We start from the raw sequence: 20992 nt of genomic DNA, 5'->3' as shown, positions 1-20992 counted from the left end.
CTGTCCAGCGTGCGGGAGGTCGTGGCCGAGGACGGCGCCCGGCTGCGGACCTGGCGGGCGGACCGGGGCGGGCCGGACGTGCTGCTGTGCGCGGGGCTGGGCATCCCGGAGGCCGCGTGGCCGCCGTTCCCCGCGCACCTGCTCGGCTGGCACTACCGGGGCACGCTCGGCTCGACCCGGCCCGCCGACCCGGCGCGGGTGCGGCTGGCCGACCACGTGTCCGACGCGCTGCGGGTGCTGGACGCGGCGGGCGTCGAGCGGTGCCCGGCGCTGGGGTGGTCGTTCGGGGTGACGGTCGCGGTGGAGCTGGCGCTGCGGCACCCGGACCGGGTGTCGGGGCTGCTGCTGGTGGCCGGTCCGCCCGGCGACGTGCTCGGCGCGGTGCTGGGCGCGCCCCCGCTGGACCGGGTGCTGCCCGAGCGGGTGCGGCGGGAGCTGGCGCGCGGCGGGGTGCGGGCGCTGCACCGGGTGGGACCGCTGCTGGGCGCGGTGCTGGGCCGGGTGCCGGTGCCGGAGGTGGACCTGTGGGCCGCGCGGGTGCTGGGGCCGCTGCTGCGCACCGACTGGGCCTGGTTCGCCGAGCTGACGCTCGCGCTGGCCGAGACCCCCGCGCAGGACCTGTCCGGTGTGACGTGTCCCACAACCGCCGTGGTGGGCGGGCACGACGGGATAGCCGCCCCCGGCAGCCTGCTCGGACCGGTGGCGCGGCTGCCCCAGGCGCGCTGCCGGGTGCTGCCCACCACGCACTTCCTGCTGCCGGTGGCGCACCGGGCCGAACTGGTCGCGGAGCTGGCGCTGCTGCTGCGCAGGGTCGACGCGGTCGAGCGGGCGATGGCCTGGGCGGGCAGGCCGCTCACCCCGCGTTCACGGCCGCCCGCCTAACCTGGGTCACCGTGGCGTCACGTCTGAGAGCGGTGCTGGTGGGCTCCGCCGTCGGCCTGCTGGCCGTCGGCTGCGCAGGCTTCCCCGAGCAACCGACCCCGGCGGGCTGGAGCTCGCAGGTCCAGCTGACCCCGCAGGCGGGTCCGACGCCGGAGCTGCCCGGCGAGCTGCCGCAGAGCCCCGGCCAGGGCAGGCAGGCCCCGTCGTCGGTGCCGCCGCCCCAGGGCTGCCAGGACTTCAACCCGGCGGTCATCGGCACCTGCCTCGACCGGGTGTCCGGGGTGGCGCCGATCGCGGTCGACCAGTCGACCGGCGCGGTGACGGCGCTGGCCTCCGAGCGCACCACGGGCCGGGTGGTGCGGGTGGCCAAGGGCGCGGAGACCGTCCAGGTCGCGAAGTTCGAGGTGGACGCGTCGGCGGACGGCGGGCTGACCGCCGTGCTGCCCTCCCCCACCTACGCCGAGGACCAGCTGGTCTACGCGTACGTGACGACCGCGACCGACAACCGGGTGCTGCGGATCGCGCCGGGCGACGTGCCCAAGCCGGTGCTGACCGGCATCCCCAAGGGCGCGTCGGGCAACCGGGGCGCGCTGGCGCACGACGCGAGCGGCGCGCTGCTGGTGGCCACCGGCGACGCCGGGAACCGGGCGCTGGCCGCCGACCCGAACTCGCTGGCGGGCAAGGTGCTGCGGATCGACACCTCGGGCGGGCCCGCGCAGGGCAACCCGACGGCGTCGTCGCGGGTGTTCGCGAGCGGGCTGACCGCGCCGACCGGGCTGTGCGTGTCCCCGGACGGGGCGCGGACCTGGCTGACCGACGTCGGCGCTGGCGCGGACGCGCTGCACCGGGTGGAGGCGGGCAAGGCGCTCGGCTCCCCGGCGTGGACCTGGCCGGACCGACCGGGCCTCGCGGGCTGCGCGGCCACCGCCGACTCGGTGTGGGTGGGGCTGTCGAACAAGAACGGCCTGCTGGTGCTGCCGACCAACCAGGACGGCTCGTTCTCCGGCGAACCGTCGCCGATGCTGGACGGCGACAGCGGGTTCGGGCGGATCGGCGCGGTGATCGGGCTGAGCGACCAGGCCGCGCTGGTGGGGACGGTGAACAAGAATCCCGGTGGGACACCGGTGTCCAGCGACGACCGGGTGGCGATCGTGGTGAAGCCGGAGGGCGTGGGCGGCGGCAAGGATTAGCTGTGACACTCCTAGAAGCGGAGGCCTGACTGCGCACGGGAAAAAGCACCCCGTGCGCAGTCACCGCTCCGCTTCACAGGGCGGCCTTGGGTGAGGTGGCCTTGAGCGGGTGGGAAGAGCGGGTTCAGGGAGGTCGCCAGGCGGCCTCGGGGTGGTGCCCTGCGTGTAGGGCGGGTTCAGGGGGTCGCCAAGGCGGCCTCGGGGTGGTGCCCTGCCTGTAGGGCGGGTTCGGAGGTCACCAGGCGGCCTCGGGGTGGGACCTGTGTGTGGGGCGGGTTCAGGGGGTCGCCAGGGCGGGTCCGGGTGGTTTGGGGTTAGCCGGCGCCCAGGCAGACGAAAGGTCTTCGGAGGGGGTCCTCCGCTACCGCCTGCGCCAGTGCCACGGCGGGGGTCTCCCCCGCCAGCAGGCCCCGGTGGAACGCCTCCATCGCCGCCGCCGACGGCTGGTCGCCGACCTTGCTGGAGGCGGCGATCACCGTGCGCACGCCGCCCGCGAGGAGCGCGCCCGCGAACCCGAGCGGCTCGTCGCCGGGGCGGACCCGGTTCAGGGCCAGCTCGCACGCGGACAGCACGACCTTCGCGGGCAGGTGCCGCACCCGGCCGATCTCGTAGGCGAACACCGCGCCGTCGGCCAGCTCCAGCCGGGAGAACAGCGCGTTCTCCGGCTCGTGCTCGCCGTGCGCGGCGATGTGCGCCAGGCCCTGCCCGGCCAGCGCGGACAGCACCGCGCCGACCTTGGACTGCGGCACGTCCAGCACGGTGGGCCGGTCGTGGTAGCCGGCCAGCCGGTCCAGCTCGGTCTGCGCCGCCTGCAGGCCGGGACCGCGCACCAGCAGCACCCCGTCCGGGTCGTCCTGGCCGCTGCCCAGCGCGGACACCCACGCCGTCGCCGACGGGACCACCGAGGTCGGCCTGCCCGCGCAGGTGGGCAGCACGCCCCACGGCACCGCGTGCAGCGCCCCGGTGGGCACCACGACCAGCTCCCGCCCGCCGAGCATGGCGGCGAGCGGCCGGAGCAGGGTGCGGTCCAGCTTCTCGGCCTCGCGGCGGGCCGACGCGGAGATCACCTCGACCAGCGGCGCGGGCAGGTGGTCGGGGGCCAGCGCGTTCAGGTCGGCGTGCAGCCTGCGCGCGCTCTCCGTGGCTTCTCCGGCGGGGCCCAGCCGCACCAGCCGCACCACGTCGTCGACCAGCACGGCGGCGACCAGCTCGTCGTCGGACACCGCGAAGCTGACCAGCGCCCGGTCGCCGAGCACGGCGGCGACCTCGGCGGCGGTGACCACCGGGCGGGGCGTGCCCCACGGGGCGGCGCCCCAGCCGAGCCGGGTGGCGTCGTGCTTGGCCAGCCGCAGCCGCTCCTCCAGCTCACCGGTGGCCTGGCCGTCGAGCCGGGCGCGCAGCAGCGCGCTGGTGAGCCTGCGCACCTCGGTGACCCGCTCGGTGAGCCCGTCGTCCTCGGGGGTCTCGACCGGGTCGTACCGGAACAGCTGGGCCTTGGTGCGCTCCAACCAGGTGAACAGCCTGCTCGCGCCCTGGGCCGATTCGGCGTCGCCCAGCGCCAGCCGCACGGCCAGCTCGCCCAGTTCGAGCCCGTGCACGGCGGCGCCGGACAGCATCTCCAGCCCGCCGAGGCGGTCCCGCATCCGGCCCAGCTCGTCCAGCCCGGCCCTGGCCTGGGCGAGCGCGACGCGCCGGTTGCCGCGCACCAGCGCCAGCTCGGCGCGGCACAGCCGCAGCAGCATCCTCAGGTCTATGGCGACGAGCCTGCGCGACTTGGGCACGCCGCGCAGCAGCCGCTCGGCGCGGTCCGGCTCGCCCCTGCGGATCTCCAGCCTGGCGGCGAGCGCGAGCGCGAACGCGGCCTGCTCCGGCAGCGCGAGCGCGGCCAGCTCGGCGGACAGGCCCATGGCCCGCTCCACCAGCCGCTCCGGCGGCCTGCGCGGCGACTCCAGCGCGCGGCGGACCTCGACGCGCAGCACGAGCAGGCCCGCGACGCACCCCCACACGGGGCTGCCGCGCAGCACGAGCTTGCGCTGGGCCGCAGCGCCGAGCCGCTTGGCGAGCGCGAGGTCGCCGACCTGGAGGGCTGCGGCGGCGCGGAACAGCTCGGCCTCGGCGACGTCCTGGCCGATGCGCTGGCGGCGCATCTCGGGCAGCACCTCGTCGAGCAGCCGCCCGGCCTCGTCGGCCAGCCCGACGCTGATCAGCGCCTCGGCCTGGTCGATGCGCAGCCGCAGCAGCAGGCCCGGTTCGAGCTCCTGGAACGCCCGGTTCGCCTCGTGGTACTCGCGCAGCGCGGCGGGCACGTCGCCGATCCGCTGGAGCGCGTTGCCCAGCGCGTGCTTGGCGATGGCCGCGCGCATCGGCATGTCGTGCGCGTCGGCCAGCTCCACCACGCGGTCCAGGTCTGCGGCGGCCCGGTCGTGCCGCTGGGCCTCGCCGAGGGCGTTGCCCCGGTTGCTCAGCGCCACGATGAGCTGGTCGGCGGTCTCGGCGCTCGGGCGGGCCCGGTAGCGGGCCTCGCTGCGCCCGACCTCGACGTCGAGCCTGGCGACCCCCTCGTCGATGCGGCCGACCCGGCACAGCAGTGCGGCCCGGTTCATGTTGGAGTTGCTCGCGAGGGTGTCGCGGAGGTCGTCGTCGAGCAGGCCGGGCAGCTCGCGGTCCACCTCGTCCAGCTGGGCGAGCCCGGTGTCGAAGCTGGTGGTCTCGGCCAGGCAGAAGGCGAGGGTGACGAGGAGCCGGACCCGGACCTCCAGCCGCTCCTGCGGGTCGATGCCCGGCGTCTCCAGGAGGGCGAGGCCTTGGCGCATCCTCCGGATCGCGGTGGGGTGCCGGTCGGCGGTCGCGGCCTCGCGGGCGGACCGCTGGAGCGCGCGGGCCAGCGCGATCGCTTTTTCCGGTCCGGTTGGCCCGCGCGATTCGCGTGTTCTCGGACCGGGTGAATGCGCGGCCACTGCCATATCAGATCACACGCGGCGAGCGGGTGTCGCCCGCCATTGCGGCGAGCGACACCCGATTCGCGTGGGTCCGCTACTTGGCGAGCGCGGCGGGCGCGCCCTCGGCCACGAGGACGGGTTCGTCCATCGGCTTGTAGGGGCCGCCGTTGACCTCGTCGACGGGCTCGTCCATGGGCTTGTACGGGCCGCCCATCGGCTTGATGACCGGGCTGCCCGCGAGGGTGCCCGCGGGGTTCCCCGGCTGCGGCTCCGAGTGCGATTCCGCGTGGGCGACCGGCTCGCCCATGGGCTTGTACGGACCACCCATCGGGGTCACCACGGGGTCGTCGCCCGGCTCGGTCGGAGCGGCGGCCACCGGCTCGCCCATCGGCTTGTAAGGACCACCCATCGGAGTGAAGACCGGGCTGTCGACCTGGCCTTCCGGCGCGGACGCGCCCTCGTCGCCCCTGGTGCCCTCGACGAGCTTGGGATCGGCAGAAGTCATGAGCGTTGTCCTCCCCTTGCAACGGCGCCCGCGGCGTTCGGGCGCTCCCCTTGACCTGCTGGTGTGATCACTCGAACAGCCCCCCGGCTCGTCGAGCGGGTAAAGCCTTACACAGATGGCGGCTGCCTTGAGGGGTGTTTTTACTCAGAGCCACCAGAGTGGTCTTTGTCCACCCACCTTGACCAGCCCCGACAATACCTCACACAAAATAACGTCACCCTAGCGGAGTAACGTGTTCACCGAGTGAATCCGTGCGCAGAGCGCACAAGGGGCAGAGCCCAGACACGAACGGGCGGAGAATGACCATCCGCCCAGAGCAATACCGCCCCGCGCCCCTCTCCAGGGCGTCAGCCGATCGGACGCGCGAATGCGGCGGGGCGGAGCAGTGGGCCGGTGCGCCTGGAAAGCGCGGGACCCCGGAACCGAAGCCGGTTCCGGGGTCCCGAGTGCGCGCGTGGGCGCGTGGCGCGCCGGGCGTCAGCCGCCGCAGCGGGCGATGACGAGCTCGCGCACCCGCTTCGCGTCGGCCTGGCCCTTGGTGGCCTTCATGACCGCGCCGACGATGGCGCCCGCCGCCGCGACCTTGCCGTCGCGGATCTTGGCCGCGATGTCCGGCTGGGCCGCGAGGGCCTCGTCGACGGCCTTCTCCAGCGCCGAGTCGTCCGACACGACCTTCAGGCCGCGCGCCTCGATCACCGCCTCCGGCTCGCCCTCGCCGTCGAGCACGCCGGTGACGACCTCGCGGGCCAGCTTGTTGGTCAGCTCGCCCGCGTTGACCAGCGCCACGACCCGCGCGATCTGGACCGGCGTGATCGCCAGCTCGCCCAGCTCGACGCCCCGGCCGTTGGCCTCCTTGGTCAGGTACGCCACCCACCACGAGCGCGCCTCGGCGGGCGTCGCGCCCGCCTCGACCGTCGCGGCGACCAGGTCGACCGCGCCGGAGTTGACCAGGTCGCGCAGCTCGGCGTCGGTCAGGCTCCACTCGGTCTGGATGCGCTTGCGGCGCTCCCAGGGCAGCTCGGGCAGCGTGCCGCGCAGCTGCTCGACCCACTCGCGGGACGGGGCGACCGGCACCAGGTCGGGCTCCGGGAAGTACCGGTAGTCCTCGGCGGTCTCCTTGGCGCGCCCCGAGGAGGTGCCGCCGGTGGACTCGTCGAAGTGCCTGGTCTCCTGGCGGATCGTGCCGCCGCCCGCGAGCACCGCGCCGTGCCGGGTCATCTCGAACCGGACCGCCCGCTCGACGCTGCGCAGCGAGTTCACGTTCTTGGTCTCGGTGCGGGTGCCGAACACCTCGGCGCCCTTCGGCATCAGCGACACGTTCGCGTCGCAGCGCAGCGAGCCCTGGTCCATCCGCACGTCGGAGACGTCGAGGGCCTTGAGCAGGTCGCGCAGCGCGGTCACGTAGGCGCGGGCCACCTCCGGCGCGCGGGCGCCGGTGCCGGTGATCGGCTTGGTGACGATCTCGATCAGCGGCACGCCCGCCCGGTTGTAGTCCAGCAGCGAGTGCTCCGCGCCGTGGATGCGGCCGGTGGCGCCGCCGACGTGCAGCGACTTGCCGGTGTCCTCCTCCATGTGCGCGCGCTCGATCTCCACGCGCACGACCTCGCCGTCGTCCAGGGTGACGTCGAGGAAGCCGTTGAAGGCGATCGGCTCGTCGTACTGCGAGGTCTGGAAGTTCTTCGGCATGTCCGGGTAGAAGTAGTTCTTCCGGGCGAACCTGCACCACTCGGCGATCTCGCAGTTGAGCGCGAGGCCGATCCGCATGGCCGACTCGACGGCGGTGCCGTTGACCACCGGCAGCGCGCCGGGCAGGCCGAGGCACACCGGGCACACGTTGGTGTTCGGCTCGCCGCCGAAGACGTTCGCGCAGCCGCAGAACATCTTGGTGGCGGTGTGCAGCTCGACGTGCACTTCCAGGCCGAGGACGGGGTCGAAGCGCTCCAGGACCTCGTCGTAGTCCATGAGCTCGTAGGCGGTGGTCATGCCAACCCGTCCTTCCGGTACGCCCTGACGGCCATGGCCGCGCCGGTGACGGCGACCAGGATGCTGCCCGCCGCGTTGACCAGGGCGAGCTTGTCGCCGTCACCGCGCGCCGCGCGCAGGGTGGAGAACGCGCTGGCCGCCGCGGCGACCGCGCTGAGCAGGCCGAACAGCCCGCGTGCCGCCCTCATCGGGACGTTCCTTCCAGCTCGGGCGCCCGGCTGATCACGGTGTGGCCGAGCGCGGCGTCGCGGGCGACCTCGTAGGCAGCGGCGACGCGGTACATGCGGTGGTCCTGGAGCGCGGGGGCCATGATCTGCAGGCCCACCGGCAGGCCGTCCTCGTCGGACAGTCCGCTCGGGACGCTCAGCGCCGCGTTGCCCGCCAGGTTGGCGGGGATCGTGCACAGGTCCGCCTTGTACATGGCCATCGGGTCGCCGGTGCGCTCGCCGATCTTGAACGCCGTGGTGGGCGTGGTCGGCGACACCAGCACGTCGACGGTCGCGTAGGCGGCCTCGAAGTCGCGGGTGATGAGCGTGCGGACCTTCTGCGCCGAGCCGTAGTAGGCGTCGTAGTAGCCGGAGGACAGCGCGTAGGTGCCGATCATGATGCGCCGCTTGACCTCGGCGCCGAAGCCCGCCTCGCGGGTCATCGACATGACCTCCTCGGCGCTGCGCGTGCCGTCGTCGCCGACGCGCAGGCCGTAGCGCATGGCGTCGAAGCGGGCCAGGTTCGAGGACGCCTCGCTGGGCGCGATCAGGTAGTACGCGGGCAGCGCGTAGTCGAAGCTCGGGCAGGAGACCTCGACGATCTCGGCGCCGAGCTGCTTGAGCTGCGCCACGGCCGCCTCGAACGAGCGCAGCACGCCGGGCTGGTAGCCGTCGCCGGAGAACTGGGTGACCACGCCGACGCGCACGCCGGTCAGGTCGCCGGACAGGCCCTCGCGGGCCGCCGCCACCACCGGGGGGACGGGGGCGTCGATCGAGGTCGAGTCGAGCGGGTCGTGGCCCGCGATGACCTCGTGCAGCAGCGCGGCGTCCAGCACCGTGCGCGCGCACGGGCCGCCCTGGTCGAGCGAGGACGAGAACGCCACCAGGCCGTAGCGGGACACCGAGCCGTAGGTGGGCTTGACGCCCACGGTGCCGGTGACCGAGCCGGGCTGGCGGATCGAGCCGCCGGTGTCCGTGCCGATCGCGAGGGGGGCCTCGAACGCGGCGAGCGCGGCCGAGGAGCCGCCGCCGGAGCCGCCGGGGATGCGGTCCAGGTCCCACGGGTTGCGGGTCGGGCCGTAGGCGGAGTTCTCGGTGGAGGAGCCCATCGCGAACTCGTCCATGTTGGTCTTGCCGAGGACGACGACGCCTGCTTCCTTGAGCCTGCGGGTGACGGTCGCGTCGTACGGCGGGCGCCAGCCCTCCAGCATCTTGGAGCCGACGGTCGTGGGCACGCCCTCGGTGGTGAAGACGTCCTTGAGCGCCAGCGGGACGCCCGCGAGCGGGCTCGCCGGGGCCTCGCCCGCCGCGACGGCCTCGTCGACGCGGCGGGCCGCGGCGAGCGCGCCCTCCCGGTCGACGTGCAGGAAGGCGTGCACCGCGCCGTCGACCGCGTCGATCCGGTCGAGGTGGGCCTGCGCGACCTCCACGGCCGAGACCTCGCGGGAGGCGATCTTCGCGGCCAGGTCGGCCGCGGTGCTGCGGGTCAGGTCGTTCATGCTTCCTCACCGAGAATGCGCGGGACGCGGAAGCGGCCTTCCTCGGCGGCGGGGGCGCCCGCGAGCGCCTGCTGCTGACCGAGGCTGGGACGCACCACGTCCTCGCGGAAAACGTTGGTCAGCGGTACGGCGTGCGAAGTGGGTGGGATGTCCGCGGTGGCGATGTCGCCCACCGTGGCCACCGACTGCAGGATCACGTCAAGCTGGCCTGCGAAGAGGTCGAGCTCGTCGTCGGTGACGGCGAGCCTGGCCAGACGGGCCAGGTGCGCGACCTCGTCGCGGGAGATGCTCGGCACCTCGTCAACCCCCGTGGGTCGGTTTTCGGATCTGGGACCCGGCGAGTCTATTGGCTGGTCAGGGTGAGGGCCGACCGGGTTGTCGTGCGCGGTGGGGTGGGGTGTGGGGGGAGTGGCGGATTTTACGCCCGCGCAACGCACGGCGCGGGTCGGGAAGCGAGGGTTCGTCTGAGACAATCACCGGCTGGCGGGTGCCGAAGTCCGGCAGTCCGGCAGTTCAGGGGTTCCGCAGCCCAGCAGTTCCGCAGTTCCGCAGTTCCGCAGTTCCGCAGTTCCGCAGTTCCGCAGTTCCGCAGCAAGCCTGGAGGCGTGCACCGTGTCCTTCCTGATCCGCGTCCAGCTCCCGGACCGTCCCGGCACGCTCGGCGCCGTGGCGTCGGCCCTCGGCGAGATCGGGGCAGACATCCTGAGCGTGGACGTGGTGGAGCGGTCGCCGGGGGTCGCCATCGACGACCTGGTGGTGGAGCTGCCGTCGGGGCGGCTGCCCGACGGGCTGATCACCGCGGCGGAGTCGGTGGAGGGCGTCGAGGTCGACGCGGTCCGGCCGTACGCCGGGGTGCTGAACACGCACCGCGAGCTGGAGCTGGTGGAGGAGGTCGCCGACGAGCCCGCCAAGGGGTTGGCGGTGTTCACCGAGGGCGTGCCGAAGATCATCCGCGCCGGGTGGGCCGTGGTGATCGAGATCGGTGGGGGCGGGTACCGGGTGACCGCGTCGGCGGCGGCGCCGGAGAGCGTGGAGCTGCCGCCGTGGATGCCGCTGGCCAGGGCCACGGTGCTGGACGGCGAGGACGGCTGGGTCCCGGAGACCTGGCGGGAGCTGGGCACGGAGCTGGCGGCCACGCCGCTGGGGCGGGCCGACCGGGTGCTGCTGGTGGGGCGGCCGGGCGGGCCGATGTTCCGGGCGGCCGAGGTGGCGCGGTTGGCGCACTTGGCGGGGATCGTCGCCGTGGTGCTGCCGGACTGAAGCCGGGGCGGGCTGAGACCGGGCGGGCTGGGGCAGGCTGAGGCCGAGTGGGCTGGGCAGCCGGTCGAGACGACCTGCGGGTCGGGCTGGGGCCGAGCAGGCCGAGGCCGGTCGGGCCGGGCAGCGGGTCGGGCCGAGGCAGGCGGCGAGGTGGGCCGGGCAGCAGGTCGGGCCGGTCGGGCCGGGCTGCCGGTCGGGGCCGGGGTGAACGCGACTGCGGGTCTCACCCGGTTCGCCTGCGCGTGCAGGCTTCGGGCAGCCGGTCGAACGGTGTTGGATACCGCACATGGCGCTGACCCCTGCCCTGTTGCGGCACCGCGCGGGCCACAAGTCCTACTGGCGTGGACTGGCCTACCGGGACGCCGTGGTCTCCGTGGTGCACCACCCCCGGTACGTGGCCGGGGTGGTGCGCGGCAGCTCGGAGTACTCGATCACGCTGACCTGGGACGCCGAGGGGAACCTGCGGGGGACGTGCGCCTGCCCGTACGGGGAGCAGGGGTTCTTCTGCAAGCACTGCGTCGCCGTGGGGCTGGTGCTGCTCGACCGGGGCGAGACGGTGCCCGCGCCGGACGCCGAGGACGACGAGCTGCGCACCGCGCTCACCCGCCTGCCGCGCGCGGCGCTCGTGGAGCACGTCTACGAGCAGGCCGCGCGCGACACCGCGCTGCGCGAACGGATCATGGCCGAGGCCGAGGAAGCGGCACGGGCCTCCGGAATCCCCAACCAGGGCAACGTGGGCAAGGTGATCCCCTACCGACGATGAGCCGGTCACGGTGACGCGCGAACGATCCAGCCGCGCCTCGGGCACCCCTGCGACACCCGTTCCGGCGGCGGCCGGGGGCCGGGAGGTGGCCCGGCGGCAACTGGGCAGCGGCCCGGCGGCTAGGTGGCCGGGGGTAGGCCGGCAACGACTGGGCAATGGCCCGACGGCTGCGCAGCTGCGCGGCGGCTCGGCGGCTGCGCGGCGGCCCGGCTGCCAGGCAACGGCTCAGCGGCCAGGCAGCAGCCAGCGGCAACTGGGCGGTAGCCAGGCGGCGCCTGGGCGGCAGCCGGGCAGTGGCGCGGCGGCAACTCGGCGGTGACTGGGTAGCAACTGGGCGGCGGCCGATATCCGGCCCCGGTGTCCGGCCCCCGGCCTCCCGACCCTCAGCGTTCGACCCCCATCGGCCCGGCGTCTCAACACCTCGGCTGCGCACAACGTCCCGGCGGCCCGACATCACGACGGCTCGATGGCCCGGCAATGCCCGCGCGATCCGGCAACGCCTGACCACACGGCAATGCCCGACGTTCCGACACCCGCGGGTCCAGCGGCGGTTGACTCCGTCGCACTGTCCTCCCTTGGCGCGACCGCACCACCAGTGAGAGCGCTCTCCCCCACTCGCACCCGGCCGTGGAAGCGCTCCCACCAACCGCGCTCCTGACCGTAGGAGCGCTCTCATCAGCCGCACCCACCCTTGGGAACGCGCTCCCCTGGGCGCGCCTTGTCCGTGGGAGCGCTCTCCTCACTCGCGCACGGTCGTGAAAGCGCTTCCGCTAGCCACGCCCTCGGTCATGGGAGGGCTCTCCGCAGGCACGCTCCATCCGTGGGAGCGCTCTCCGCAAGCACGCCTCGTCCGTGGAAGCGCTCTCCCCAGCCGCGTCCCCATGTGTGGAAGCGCTCTCGCCCGTCCCCGCAGCCGGAATCGCAGCCGCGCCCGCCTACCCCTCGACCCCGGCCCCGGCCCCGTCCCCGGCCACAGCCCTGTCCTCGGCCCCGTCCGCAGCCGCGTCCACAGCCCCGTCCTCCACCTCCCCCTCCGGCGCCCCCACCACCGCAACCGCCGCAGCCGCCTCCGCCCCCCGCTCCAGCAGCACCCGGAACCCGGCCTCGTCCAGCACCGGCACCTTCAGCTGCACGGCCTTGTCGGCCTTGCTCCCAGGGTTGTCCCCCACGACCACGAACGCCGTCTTCTTCGACACCGACCCCACCGCCTTGCCGCCCCGCACCAGGATCGAGTCCTTCGCCTCGTCGCGGGAGAAGTCGGTCAGCGTCCCGGTCACCACGATCGACAACCCCTCCAGGTTGCGCGGGATCGTGGTGTCGCGCTCGTCCACCATGCGCACCCCGGCCGCCGCCCAGCGGCGCACGACCTCCTGGCGCCACGGGGTCCGCGCCCACTCCCGCACCGCCGCCGCGATCGTCGGGCCGACCCCGCCCGCCGCCGCCAGGTCGGCCTCCTCGGCGTCCAGGATGGCCTGCACGCCGCCGAACTCCACCGCCAGCGCCCGCGCCGCCGTCGGTCCCACGTGGCGGATCGACAGCGCCACCAGCACCCGCCACAGCGGCTGCGACTTGGCGGCCTCCAGGTTCTCCAGCAGCTTCGCGCCGTTCGTCACCAGCGCGCCGTCCTGGTTGCGGAACAGGTCGACGCGCAGCAGGTCCTCGGCGGTGAGGTCGAACAGGTCGGCCTCGTTGTCGTAGACGTCGGACGACGCCAGCGCCGCCGCGCCCTCGTACCCCAGCACCTCGATGTCCAGCGCGGACCGGGACGCCAGGTACGCCAACCGCTCCCGCAGCTGCGCTGGGCACCCCTCGGCGTTGGGGCAGCGGATGTCCACGTCCCCCTCCTTCATGGGGCGCAGCGCGTGCCCGCACTCCGGGCAGGACGCGGGCATCACGAACTCCCTGGCGTCGGCGGGCCGCACGTCCACGACCGGGCCGAGCACCTCGGGGATCACGTCGCCCGCCTTGCGGATGACGATCCGGTCGCCGATGAGCACGCCCTTGCGCTTGACCTCGGACGCGTTGTGCAGAGTCGCGCGGGCCACCGTGGAGCCCGCGACCTTCACCGGTTCCATGATCGCGAACGGGGTGACCCGCCCGGTGCGGCCGACCTGGACGCCGATGTCGAGCAGCGTCGTGGTGGCCTCCTCCGGCGGGTACTTGAACGCGATGGCCCAGCGGGGCGCGCGCGAGGTGCTGCCGAGCCTGCGCTGCAGCGGGACCTCGTCCACCTTCACGACCAGGCCGTCGATCTCGTGCGCGGCGTCGTGCCGGTGCTCGCCCCAGTGCGCGACGCGCGCCCACACCTCGTCGAACGTCGCCACGACGGCGGTGTGCTCGGACGTGGGCAGGCCCCAGGCGCGCAGCGCCGCGTACGCGTCGGACTGGCGCTCCAGCTCGAACCCGGCGCGCTTGCCGATGCCGTGGCACACCATGCGCAGCCTGCGGGACGCGGTGACCTTCGGGTCCTTCTGCCGCAGGGAACCGGCGGCGGTGTTGCGCGGGTTCGCGAACGGCGGCAGGCCCGCCTCGACCAGCTTCGCGTTGAGCTCCAGGAAGTCCTCGACGGCGAAGTACACCTCGCCGCGCACCTCGACCAGCTCGGGGACCGGCCACTCGGCGGTGCCGGTGAGCACCTCGGGGACGTCGCGCAGGGTGCGCAGGTTGAGCGTCACGTCCTCGCCGGTGCGGCCGTCGCCCCTGGTCAGGGCGCGGACGAGCCTGCCGCGCTCGTACAGCAGGTTGATCGCGAGCCCGTCGACCTTCAGCTCGCACAGGAACCGCGCCGCGTCGCCGACCTCCTTGACGACCCGGTCGAACCACGCCCGCAGGCCGTCCTGGTCGAACGCGTTGTCCAGGCTGAGCATCCGCTCCAGGTGGTCCACGGCGGTGAACTCGGTGGAGAACGTGCCGCCGACCTGCTGGGTGGGCGAGTCCGGGGTGGCCAGGCCGGGGTGCGCGTCCTCCAGGGACTGGAGCTCGCGCAGCAGCGCGTCGAACTCGCCGTCGGAGATGGTGGGCGCGTCGAGCACGTAGTAGCGGAACTGGTGGGCGCGCACCTCCTCGGCGAGCGCGCGGTGCCGGTCGCGGGCGTCGGCGGGCACGTCCTCCAGGCCCTGGGCGCGCACGCCGTCGGGGGCGTCGGCCGCGGGCGCGCCGGGGGTGGTGGCGAGGTCGCCGACCGGGGAGTCGGCGGAGTCGGCCGCAGGGGCGGCGGCGGGCGCGCTCCCGGAGCCGTCCTCGGGGGCGCGGCCTTCGGTGGAGGGGTGGTCGTCGCTGGTCACGGCAGCAGCCTAGCCAGGACCACCGACAGTCCCCCGTGGACGGGAGCGGCGCGCGGGGGGCGGCGCACGGGCGGCAACTCGCGGGGGCGGCGCACGGGCGGGCAGCTCGCGGGAGCGGCGCGCGGGGCCGTGGCGCGCGGGGCAGCGGCCCAGGGCCTGCCCGCCCGCCGCCCGGTCAGTCCTCGGTCGGCTCGAACACCCGGCGGAACTCCGGCAGCGTGATCGAGCTCGGCTTCTCGGTGAGCGACAGCTCCACCCTGCCCACCGCGCCCGCCGCGACCCGCTCCCCCAGCGCCGCGTCCAGCGCCAGGAACGCCACCCGCATCCGGTCGTCCTCGCCGAGGTCGGCGAACACCGGGTGGTGCACGACCACGTCGAACCCGCCGTCGTCGGTCGGCCGGGTGCGCAACCGGATGTCGGCCAGCGGCAACCGGTGCTCGCCGATGTTGACGGTGACCTCGTCGGTGTCCGGCACGGGCGGCACCGAGTCGTGGTACTCCCAGATCATGTCCTCGTGCGGCGCGGCGGCCTTCCAGGCGTCCGTGTAGGGGCGCACCACCGGGTCCTCGCGGCTGCTGAGCACGAGCGCGTACACCGCGCGCCTGCCGCGCTGGACGGCGAACTCCAGCCGGGGGTGCACGGAGGCGACCAGCTCGCACATCTCGTGCTCGACGCGCTGCGGCTGCCCGTCGCCGAGCGCGCCGCTGATCCTGGGCAGCAGGGCGTGCCAGCGCTCCCAGAAGGCCACCGCCGCCTCCGCCGGGTTCGGCAGGTGGACGGGGGCGGGCGTGGGCTCGGGGCGTTTGCGGCGGAACCAGCGCATGGCCCCATTGAACTACGCGCGGGCGTCCCGCAGGGCGAGTGCGAGCAGTTCGGCGGCCGGACCCACCAGCCTGCGACCGGACGGCCACACCGCGCGCAGGGCCCGGCGCAGGTCCAGGTCGACCGGGACGGCGGCGAGCCTGCCCGCCGCGAGGTCGGCGGCGACCGCGAGCGCGCTCAGCACGGCCGGTCCGGCGCCCGCGACGACCGCGCCCAGCACGGCGGCCGACGAGCCCAGCTCCAGCGCGGGCGGGCTGGCGCCCGGCAGGACGCGGTCCAGGGTGTCCCTGGTGCCCGAGCCCCGCTCGCGCACCACCAGGGGCGTGGCGGCCAGCTCGGCGGGTCTGAGCGGGGTCCTGCGGCGGGTCCACGGGTGGTCGGGCGGGACGACGAGCACGAGGCGGTCCACCGCGACCCTGCGGCTGCTCAGGCCGGGCAGCGGGCCGGGTGCCTCCACGAAGCCGAGGTCGACCTCGCCTGCCCTGACCAGCGCGCACACCGACTCGGAGTTGGTCACCCGCAGGCCGACGCGCAGGTCGGGGCGGCTGCGGCGGAGTCCGCCGACCCAGCCGGGCGCCAGGTGCTCGGCGACGGTCATGCTCGCGGCGACGGCCAGCTCGGCGTCCCGCTCGGCCCGCAGCGCCCGCGCGGCCTCCACCAGGCCCTCCACCTCGGCGAGCGCGCGGCGGGCGCGCTCGGCCAGCACCGTCCCGGCCGGGGTGAGCGCGGAGCCCCGGCTGCCGCGCTCGACCAGCACCACGCCGAGCGAGCGCTCGGCTGCGGACAGGCGCTTGCTCGCCGACGGCTGCGCCACGCCGAGCGCGGCGGCGGCGCGGCTGAGGCTGCCCAGCTCGCCGACCAGGACGAGCAGCCGCAGGGTGGTCAGGTCGGGGTCGGCCATAGCCGGAGGGTATGGCCGAAGAGCGGATTCCCGCCTACCGGGAGCACTTGACGCGGCGGACGATCTGTGCGTGCTGATCGCCGCCCTGCTGCTGGGCGTCCTCGTCGGAGGGCGCCTCCCCGACCTGTCCGCCGCCACGAAGAAGCTGCTGCGGCTGGGGGTGGTGCTGCTGGGGTTGCAGCTGTCGCTGCCGGTGGTGCTGGAACTGGGGCCGGGGGTGCTGGTCGCGGTGGTGGCGACGGTGGCGGTGACCTTCCTTGGCACCCGGTGGATCGGCGGGCTGCTCGGGCTGCCGAGCGGGCTGACGACGCTGGTCGCGACGGGGTTCTCGATCTGCGGGGCGTCGGCGGTGGCGGCCGTGGAGGGCGTGGTCGAGCGGCGGGACGAGGACGTGGCGACGAGCGTGGCGCTGGTGACGCTGTTCGGGACGCTGGCGATGCTGGCGCTGCCGCTGCTGGGGGCGTCGCCGCTGTGGATCGGGTTGAGCGTGCACGAGGTGGGGCAGGTGGCCGCCGCGGCGCCCGCGTCGGGGGTGGCGACGGCGATGGCGGTGAAGTTGAGCCGGGTGGCGCTGCTGGCGCCGGTCGTGGCGCTGGTGGGGCGCGGGGCTGCGGGGCGTGGGGCGGGCGGTTCGGGTGGCGCTGGTGGGCGCGCGCCGGTGGTGCCGCTGTTCCTGGTGGGGTTCGTGGGGCTTGCGGCGCTGCGGTCGACGGGGGTGCTGCCGCAGGTGGTGCTGGACGGCGGGAAGGTCGCGGCGACGGTGCTGCTGGCGGCGGCGATGTTCGGGCTGGGCACGGCGGTGCGGCCGAAGGTGTTGCTGCGCACCGGTCCGAGGGCGTTGGCGCTGGGGGCGCTGTCGACGCTGCTGGTGTGCGGGACCGGGTGGGCGGCGCTGGCGCTGCTGACGTGACGCTCCACTGTGGACTGTTTTTCCAGGACAGTCCACAGTGGAGTGCGATCACCAGGTGTCGGGCGGTTCCAGGAACGCCTTGCCGAGGTCGCGGGACAGCGCGAGGGCGCGCCGGACCCAGCCGAGGCTCGCGCCCGCCATGCCGCACGAGGGCGTGGGGACGGCGTGCGTGGCGAGCACCGAGCGCGGGAAGCCGAGCCGGTCGGCCAGGTCGAGGGCGGGCTTCGCCGCGGTCCTCAGGTCGATCGGGGTGGCGGGGTCGGTGCCGGGCAGCAGGCCCAGCAGCAGCACCAGCCCCTCCTGCCACGCCTCCCCCAGCTCGTCCAGCATCGCCCGCTCCACCAGGGACACGTCGAGCGCGACGGCCTTCGCCCCGGCCCTGCGCATCAGGTTCACCGGGGGGTTCGGCGCGCAGCAGTGCACGATCACGTCGTCGAACGGGGCGATGACGCTCTCCAGCAGCGCCTGCGCCTCCGGTTCGGGCACGGCGGGGACGGTGCCGAGCTTGGACGGGGTGGGCAGCAGGCCGCGCAGCACGGACGGCAGGGCGGGCTCGTCCAGCTGCACCACGACCTTCGCGCCGGTGCGGCGGGCGACCTCGGCGGTGTGCCGGGACAGGCCCTCCACCAGGGACTCGGTGAACTCGCGCAGCGCGCCGGGGTCGGTGAGCACGCGGTGGCCGCGCACGAGCTCGACGGTGGCGGCGAGGGTCCACGGGCCTGCGGCCTGGACCTTCACCACGGCGGGCTTGGTGGCGGCTGCGGCTTCTTCGAGGGCGTCGAGGTCCCAGCTGAGCAGGTCCTGGGCGCGGCGGTGGTCGCGACCGGGGTGGGCGGCGACCCGGTAGCCGGACGGGACGACCTCGACGGGGAGGTCGACCAGCAGCGCGGCGGTGCGGCCGGTGAGGTCGGCCCCGACTCCGCGCGCGGGCAGCTCGGGCAGGTGCGGCAGGTCGGGCAGCTCGCCGAAGACCAGGCGGGCGGCCTCGTGCGGGTCGGTGCCGGGGAGCGAGCCGATACCGGTTGCCGCTCCGGCGGGCCAGGGGGTGACGTCCACGGCGGCAAGTGTCCCACCGGGTGGGGGTGCGGGACCGCCGGGAGCGGCCGGGAGCGGCCACCGCACCGCCGCCCGGTCGGGTCGGGTGGTGTCGGGTCGGGTGGTCAGCTCGTTCTGCGCAGTCCGACCACCTGCACGGCGGTGATCGCGGCGACGGCGAGCGCCTGCGCCTGGAGCAGCACCAGGCCGGTGGTGGTGAGCGGGAACAGGTCCACGAGCAGCACGAGCGCGCTCCCCAGGACCCAGGCGGTGTTGAAGAGGACGACGGCGAGCGCGCGTGGACGGGTGGGGCGGAGACCGGCCAGGAACGCGCAGGCGCCGTAGGCGAGCAGGAACGCGCCGAGGCCCAGCACGAGCGGGCGGGGCAGGCCCAGGTCGACGGGGACGAGCGGGACGAGCGCCCCGCACGCGGCGGAGGCTACGCCGTCGGCCTTGAGGGCGAGGCGGAGCAGGGCGGTGCGGGCGGGATCGGTGCGGGCGGGATCGGTGCGGGCGGGATCGGTGCGGGCGGAATCGGTGTGGGGCTTGGGAGCGCCGGTCGTCATGGGTTCGAGGGTGCGGGGCGTCGCACTGCCGACTCCACGCCGAGCACTGCCATCTGCTGCCGGTCAGGGGCGTTCGACCTGCGCGGACAGCGCGGCGAGGTCGGCGGCGATCAGCTTCGCCCCCGCGGTCTGTCAGTTGTGCAGGGTGCGCTCGGGGACCTGGTTCACGAACCAGGCGAGGGCCTTCCTGGCGTCAGGGTCCAGGTTCTCGCGCTTGGTGCGCGCGCTGTGCGGCCGCAGTCCGACGACGTAGTAGAAGTGCAGCGCGTTGTAGTGCCGCCACTCGTCGCTGGTGCCGAACTCGCCGTCGGCGGGCTTGAGCCGCCGGATGCCCTCCTGCAGGACGGCTTTCAGCTCGGCGGCCCGTTCGAGGGGCTGGTCGGGCGCGCCGCGCGCGGCGAGGCGGGCGTCGATGAGCGGGAGCCCGGTGAGCGGGCTGGCGACGAGGCGGCCGAGATCGCCGTAGTGGCTGAGGGCGCGGCGGGTGAGCCTGGCGAGGTCGGCGGGCAGGTGCTCGGCGGGCAGCGGGGCGCGCTTGGGCAGGGACTCGGCGGCGTCGCGCAGCTCGGCGCGCTGGGCGGCGGTGGCGGGGAGGGCGACGCGGTCGGCGAGCGACGCGATCGGGCCCGCCAGGGCTTGGACGGTGACGGCGGTGGCGACGACGGCGAACAGCAGCGGGGCGCTCGGGCCCAGCAGCGCCACCTGGACCGCGAACAGCGCGGCGGTGGCGGTGGCGACGAGCAGCGAGCGGAGCAGTTCGGCGCGGAACGCCTCACCCCCGTCGAACGCGTCGGCGGCCACGACGAGCACGCCGAGCACCAGCAGGTCGACGCCGACCGCCAGCAGCAGCACCGGTTCCGGGAGCAGGTCGGGCAGCAGGTCCGCGCCGAGCAGGGCGGTGCCGAGGCCGAACGTGGTGGTGGCGACGGCGAGCAGCGCCTTCGGTTGTCCGCCGCGCACGTGCAGGACGAGCGCGAGCACCAGCGGTGGCAACACGATCGGGGGAAAGATCCAGGTGGCGGCGACGAGCAGCGGCAGCGCGCTCCACGCCCAGAGCCGGTCCCAGCGCGGGCCGAGCCCGCTGGTGATCGCACCCGTCCAGGCCACGGCGGGCAGCGCGAGCAGCAGGTCGGGGGCGGGGTGCAGGGCGAGCGCGAGGGCGTGGGAGAGCAGGCCGACCGCGCTGCGGCGCAGCAGGGGTTTGCGCGGGTCGCGGACGAGCAGGTGCAGCCCGAGCCACCAGGAGAGGCCGAACAGCACCAGGGTCGTGGGGAGCACCCGGTGATCCTCCCGTCGGGGAACCGGTTCAGTCCAAAGGACCCACCACGGGACTTGTGCTGGCTGGGAGCATGTCGCGTATGCCGGTCGATGCGACGCTGCGGAGGGCTGCCGAGGAGGTGGCGCGCGGCGATCTGGCGAGCGTGCTGCGGGCGCGCCAGCGGCTGGTGGGGTTGGTGTGCAGCTACCCGACGCGGTTGGACCTGAGGGACCGGTTGGCCTCGGTGTACCGGCTGCTGGGAGACCCGGTGCAGGCCGGGCGGTGGAGCTACCTGCTGGAGGTGCGGGACGAGGCGGAGTTAGCCGCGTTCGAGCGGGCCTACCGGACGGCGGAGTCGCGGTTGGTGGCGATGAACTGGCTGGAGGGCGAGGGGGAACCGGACGACGCGGCGGGGAGCGAGACGGCGCGGAACCGGTTGACCGACCTGAGGCGGGCGGTGGCCGAGCAGTTGGCGGGCGAGCTGGCGGTGGCGGAGGACCGGGACAGCCCGTGGCACGTGCACCTGGGGGTGCTGGTCGGGGTTGTGGTGGTGCTGCTGTGCTTCGTGGTCGGGTTGGTGACGGTCGTGATGTGGTTGCTCGGGTGGGCGATTAGTGGGTAGTGGGTGGCGGGTCGTGGGTTGGCTTAATACGACAACAACAGGTTGTTATTTATTGACCAGGGGCGGGTATACCGTCTTGATGGTGGTCGAGGACGTGTGGTCGTGGTCGGCGGGGTTCGACGCGTTCGTGGTCGGTTTCGCGGCCAGGTTCCCGCGTGTGGAGTCGAGACGTCAGATGCGTTGCCACGTAAGAGGATTATTGTCCGAAGTGGAGCGTAAGAACGGATGGGCCCTGGCGGAGGCGACCGGACAGTCGGGGCCTGAGCGGATGCAGCGGTTGCTGAACTTCTACGCCTGGGACGAGGACGGCGTCCGTGACGACCTGCGGGCGATGGTGACGGAAGTACTGGGTGATCCGGAGAGCGGC

Annotated in this window: 19 protein-coding genes; 7 read left to right on the top strand and 12 right to left on the bottom strand. The window is 74.5% G+C overall.

From position 1 onward, the window contains the following. Positions 1 to 9: 9 nt before the first annotated feature. Positions 10 to 882 carry an alpha/beta fold hydrolase gene (locus tag LV78_RS09200; protein ID WP_253844390.1) on the top strand — a complete coding sequence of 291 codons (873 nt, stop codon included), beginning with the start codon at positions 10 to 12 and terminating at the stop codon, positions 880 to 882. 11 nt (positions 883 to 893) lie between these two features. After that, on the top strand, positions 894 to 2072 hold the full coding sequence (locus LV78_RS09195; RefSeq protein ID WP_253844389.1) for a PQQ-dependent sugar dehydrogenase: 1179 nt from the start codon (positions 894 to 896) through the stop codon (positions 2070 to 2072). A 314-nt stretch (positions 2073 to 2386) separates the two neighbouring features. On the opposite strand, the gene LV78_RS09190 is transcribed toward LV78_RS09195, so the two are convergent. The 6 genes from LV78_RS09190 to gatC all read right to left on the bottom strand — a co-directional run bounded on the left by LV78_RS09190 (position 2387) and on the right by gatC (position 9500). Beyond that, on the bottom strand, positions 2387 to 4885 hold the full coding sequence (locus tag LV78_RS09190; protein ID WP_253844387.1) for a CHAT domain-containing protein: 2499 nt from the start codon (positions 4883 to 4885) through the stop codon (positions 2387 to 2389). A 220-nt stretch (positions 4886 to 5105) separates the two neighbouring features. Next, complete coding sequence (locus LV78_RS09185; RefSeq protein ID WP_253844385.1) at positions 5106 to 5516, bottom strand: hypothetical protein; 411 nt, start codon at positions 5514 to 5516, stop codon at positions 5106 to 5108. Between the two features lie 477 nt (positions 5517 to 5993). Further along, entirely contained in the window at positions 5994 to 7499 is a 1506-nt protein-coding gene (gene gatB, locus LV78_RS09180) for an Asp-tRNA(Asn)/Glu-tRNA(Gln) amidotransferase subunit GatB (RefSeq protein ID WP_253844383.1), read from the bottom strand. Further along, entirely contained in the window at positions 7496 to 7687 is a 192-nt protein-coding gene (locus LV78_RS09175) for a hypothetical protein (RefSeq protein WP_253844381.1), read from the bottom strand. The genes gatB and LV78_RS09175 overlap by 4 nt, the downstream gene beginning before the upstream one ends. Continuing rightward, entirely contained in the window at positions 7684 to 9204 is a 1521-nt protein-coding gene (gatA, locus tag LV78_RS09170) for an Asp-tRNA(Asn)/Glu-tRNA(Gln) amidotransferase subunit GatA (RefSeq protein WP_253844379.1), read from the bottom strand. The genes LV78_RS09175 and gatA overlap by 4 nt, the downstream gene beginning before the upstream one ends. Further along, positions 9201 to 9500: an Asp-tRNA(Asn)/Glu-tRNA(Gln) amidotransferase subunit GatC gene (gatC, locus tag LV78_RS09165; protein WP_015804727.1), complete on the bottom strand. Its 300-nt coding sequence runs from the start codon at positions 9498 to 9500 to the stop codon at positions 9201 to 9203. The genes gatA and gatC overlap by 4 nt, the downstream gene beginning before the upstream one ends. A 316-nt stretch (positions 9501 to 9816) precedes the next feature. On the opposite strand from gatC, the gene LV78_RS09160 reads away from it, so the two are divergent. Both LV78_RS09160 and LV78_RS09155 read left to right on the top strand, forming a co-directional pair. After that, the gene (locus tag LV78_RS09160; RefSeq protein ID WP_253844378.1) at positions 9817 to 10464 is read left to right on the top strand and encodes an ACT domain-containing protein; all 648 of its coding nucleotides are present in this window, start codon (positions 9817 to 9819) and stop codon (positions 10462 to 10464) included. A 286-nt stretch (positions 10465 to 10750) separates the two neighbouring features. Then, complete coding sequence (locus LV78_RS09155) at positions 10751 to 11227, top strand: SWIM zinc finger family protein (protein WP_253844376.1); 477 nt, start codon at positions 10751 to 10753, stop codon at positions 11225 to 11227. A 935-nt stretch (positions 11228 to 12162) separates the two neighbouring features. On the opposite strand, the gene ligA is transcribed toward LV78_RS09155, so the two are convergent. The 3 genes from ligA to LV78_RS09140 all read right to left on the bottom strand — a co-directional run bounded on the left by ligA (position 12163) and on the right by LV78_RS09140 (position 16234). Continuing rightward, positions 12163 to 14355 (bottom strand): NAD-dependent DNA ligase LigA, encoded by a 2193-nt coding sequence (gene ligA / locus LV78_RS09150; protein ID WP_253844907.1) that lies wholly within the window; start codon positions 14353 to 14355, stop codon positions 12163 to 12165. 331 nt (positions 14356 to 14686) lie between these two features. Next, positions 14687 to 15334: a hypothetical protein gene (locus LV78_RS09145; protein ID WP_253844374.1), complete on the bottom strand. Its 648-nt coding sequence runs from the start codon at positions 15332 to 15334 to the stop codon at positions 14687 to 14689. A gap of 12 nt (positions 15335 to 15346) precedes the next feature. Further along, on the bottom strand, positions 15347 to 16234 hold the full coding sequence (locus LV78_RS09140; RefSeq protein ID WP_253844372.1) for a LysR family transcriptional regulator: 888 nt from the start codon (positions 16232 to 16234) through the stop codon (positions 15347 to 15349). Here LV78_RS09140 and LV78_RS09135 point away from each other — a divergent pair. Beyond that, positions 16233 to 17144 (top strand): YeiH family protein, encoded by a 912-nt coding sequence (locus tag LV78_RS09135; RefSeq protein WP_372494856.1) that lies wholly within the window; start codon positions 16233 to 16235, stop codon positions 17142 to 17144. The genes LV78_RS09140 and LV78_RS09135 overlap by 2 nt on opposite strands. A gap of 48 nt (positions 17145 to 17192) precedes the next feature. On the opposite strand, the gene LV78_RS09130 is transcribed toward LV78_RS09135, so the two are convergent. The 3 genes from LV78_RS09130 to LV78_RS09120 all read right to left on the bottom strand — a co-directional run bounded on the left by LV78_RS09130 (position 17193) and on the right by LV78_RS09120 (position 20023). Then, entirely contained in the window at positions 17193 to 18200 is a 1008-nt protein-coding gene (locus tag LV78_RS09130) for a uroporphyrinogen decarboxylase/cobalamine-independent methonine synthase family protein (protein ID WP_253844368.1), read from the bottom strand. A 104-nt stretch (positions 18201 to 18304) separates the two neighbouring features. Next, positions 18305 to 18745: a hypothetical protein gene (locus LV78_RS09125; protein ID WP_253844366.1), complete on the bottom strand. Its 441-nt coding sequence runs from the start codon at positions 18743 to 18745 to the stop codon at positions 18305 to 18307. 132 nt (positions 18746 to 18877) lie between these two features. Then, the gene (locus LV78_RS09120; protein WP_253844365.1) at positions 18878 to 20023 is read right to left on the bottom strand and encodes a hypothetical protein; all 1146 of its coding nucleotides are present in this window, start codon (positions 20021 to 20023) and stop codon (positions 18878 to 18880) included. An 80-nt stretch (positions 20024 to 20103) separates the two neighbouring features. Between LV78_RS09120 and LV78_RS09115 the strand changes: the two genes are divergently transcribed. Both LV78_RS09115 and LV78_RS09110 read left to right on the top strand, forming a co-directional pair. Beyond that, positions 20104 to 20625: a DUF6584 family protein gene (locus LV78_RS09115; protein WP_253844363.1), complete on the top strand. Its 522-nt coding sequence runs from the start codon at positions 20104 to 20106 to the stop codon at positions 20623 to 20625. Positions 20626 to 20707: 82 nt separating this feature from the next. Further along, positions 20708 to 20992 (top strand): transposase (locus LV78_RS09110; protein WP_253844361.1); only part of this gene is annotated, 285 nt, incomplete at its 3' end.

It is taken from the genome of Actinosynnema pretiosum (genome assembly GCF_024171695.1).
GTDB lineage: Bacteria > Actinomycetota > Actinomycetes > Mycobacteriales > Pseudonocardiaceae > Actinosynnema > Actinosynnema pretiosum.
This window is presented reverse-complemented; position numbering and strand designations above follow the sequence as displayed.

Coding starts and splice junctions, on each gene's coding strand:
- LV78_RS09190 (WP_253844387.1), bottom strand. CDS start 4,885: ATGCGCCAAGGCCTCGCCCTCCTGGAGACGCCGGGCATCGACCCGCAG.
- LV78_RS09185 (WP_253844385.1), bottom strand. CDS start 5,516: ATGACTTCTGCCGATCCCAAGCTCGTCGAGGGCACCAGGGGCGACGAG.
- gatB (WP_253844383.1), bottom strand. CDS start 7,499: ATGACCACCGCCTACGAGCTCATGGACTACGACGAGGTCCTGGAGCGC.
- LV78_RS09175 (WP_253844381.1), bottom strand. CDS start 7,687: ATGAGGGCGGCACGCGGGCTGTTCGGCCTGCTCAGCGCGGTCGCCGCG.
- gatA (WP_253844379.1), bottom strand. CDS start 9,204: ATGAACGACCTGACCCGCAGCACCGCGGCCGACCTGGCCGCGAAGATC.
- LV78_RS09155 (WP_253844376.1), top strand. CDS start 10,751: ATGGCGCTGACCCCTGCCCTGTTGCGGCACCGCGCGGGCCACAAGTCC.
- LV78_RS09145 (WP_253844374.1), bottom strand. CDS start 15,334: ATGCGCTGGTTCCGCCGCAAACGCCCCGAGCCCACGCCCGCCCCCGTC.
- LV78_RS09140 (WP_253844372.1), bottom strand. CDS start 16,234: ATGGCCGACCCCGACCTGACCACCCTGCGGCTGCTCGTCCTGGTCGGC.
- LV78_RS09125 (WP_253844366.1), bottom strand. CDS start 18,745: ATGACGACCGGCGCTCCCAAGCCCCACACCGATTCCGCCCGCACCGAT.
- LV78_RS09115 (WP_253844363.1), top strand. CDS start 20,104: ATGCCGGTCGATGCGACGCTGCGGAGGGCTGCCGAGGAGGTGGCGCGC.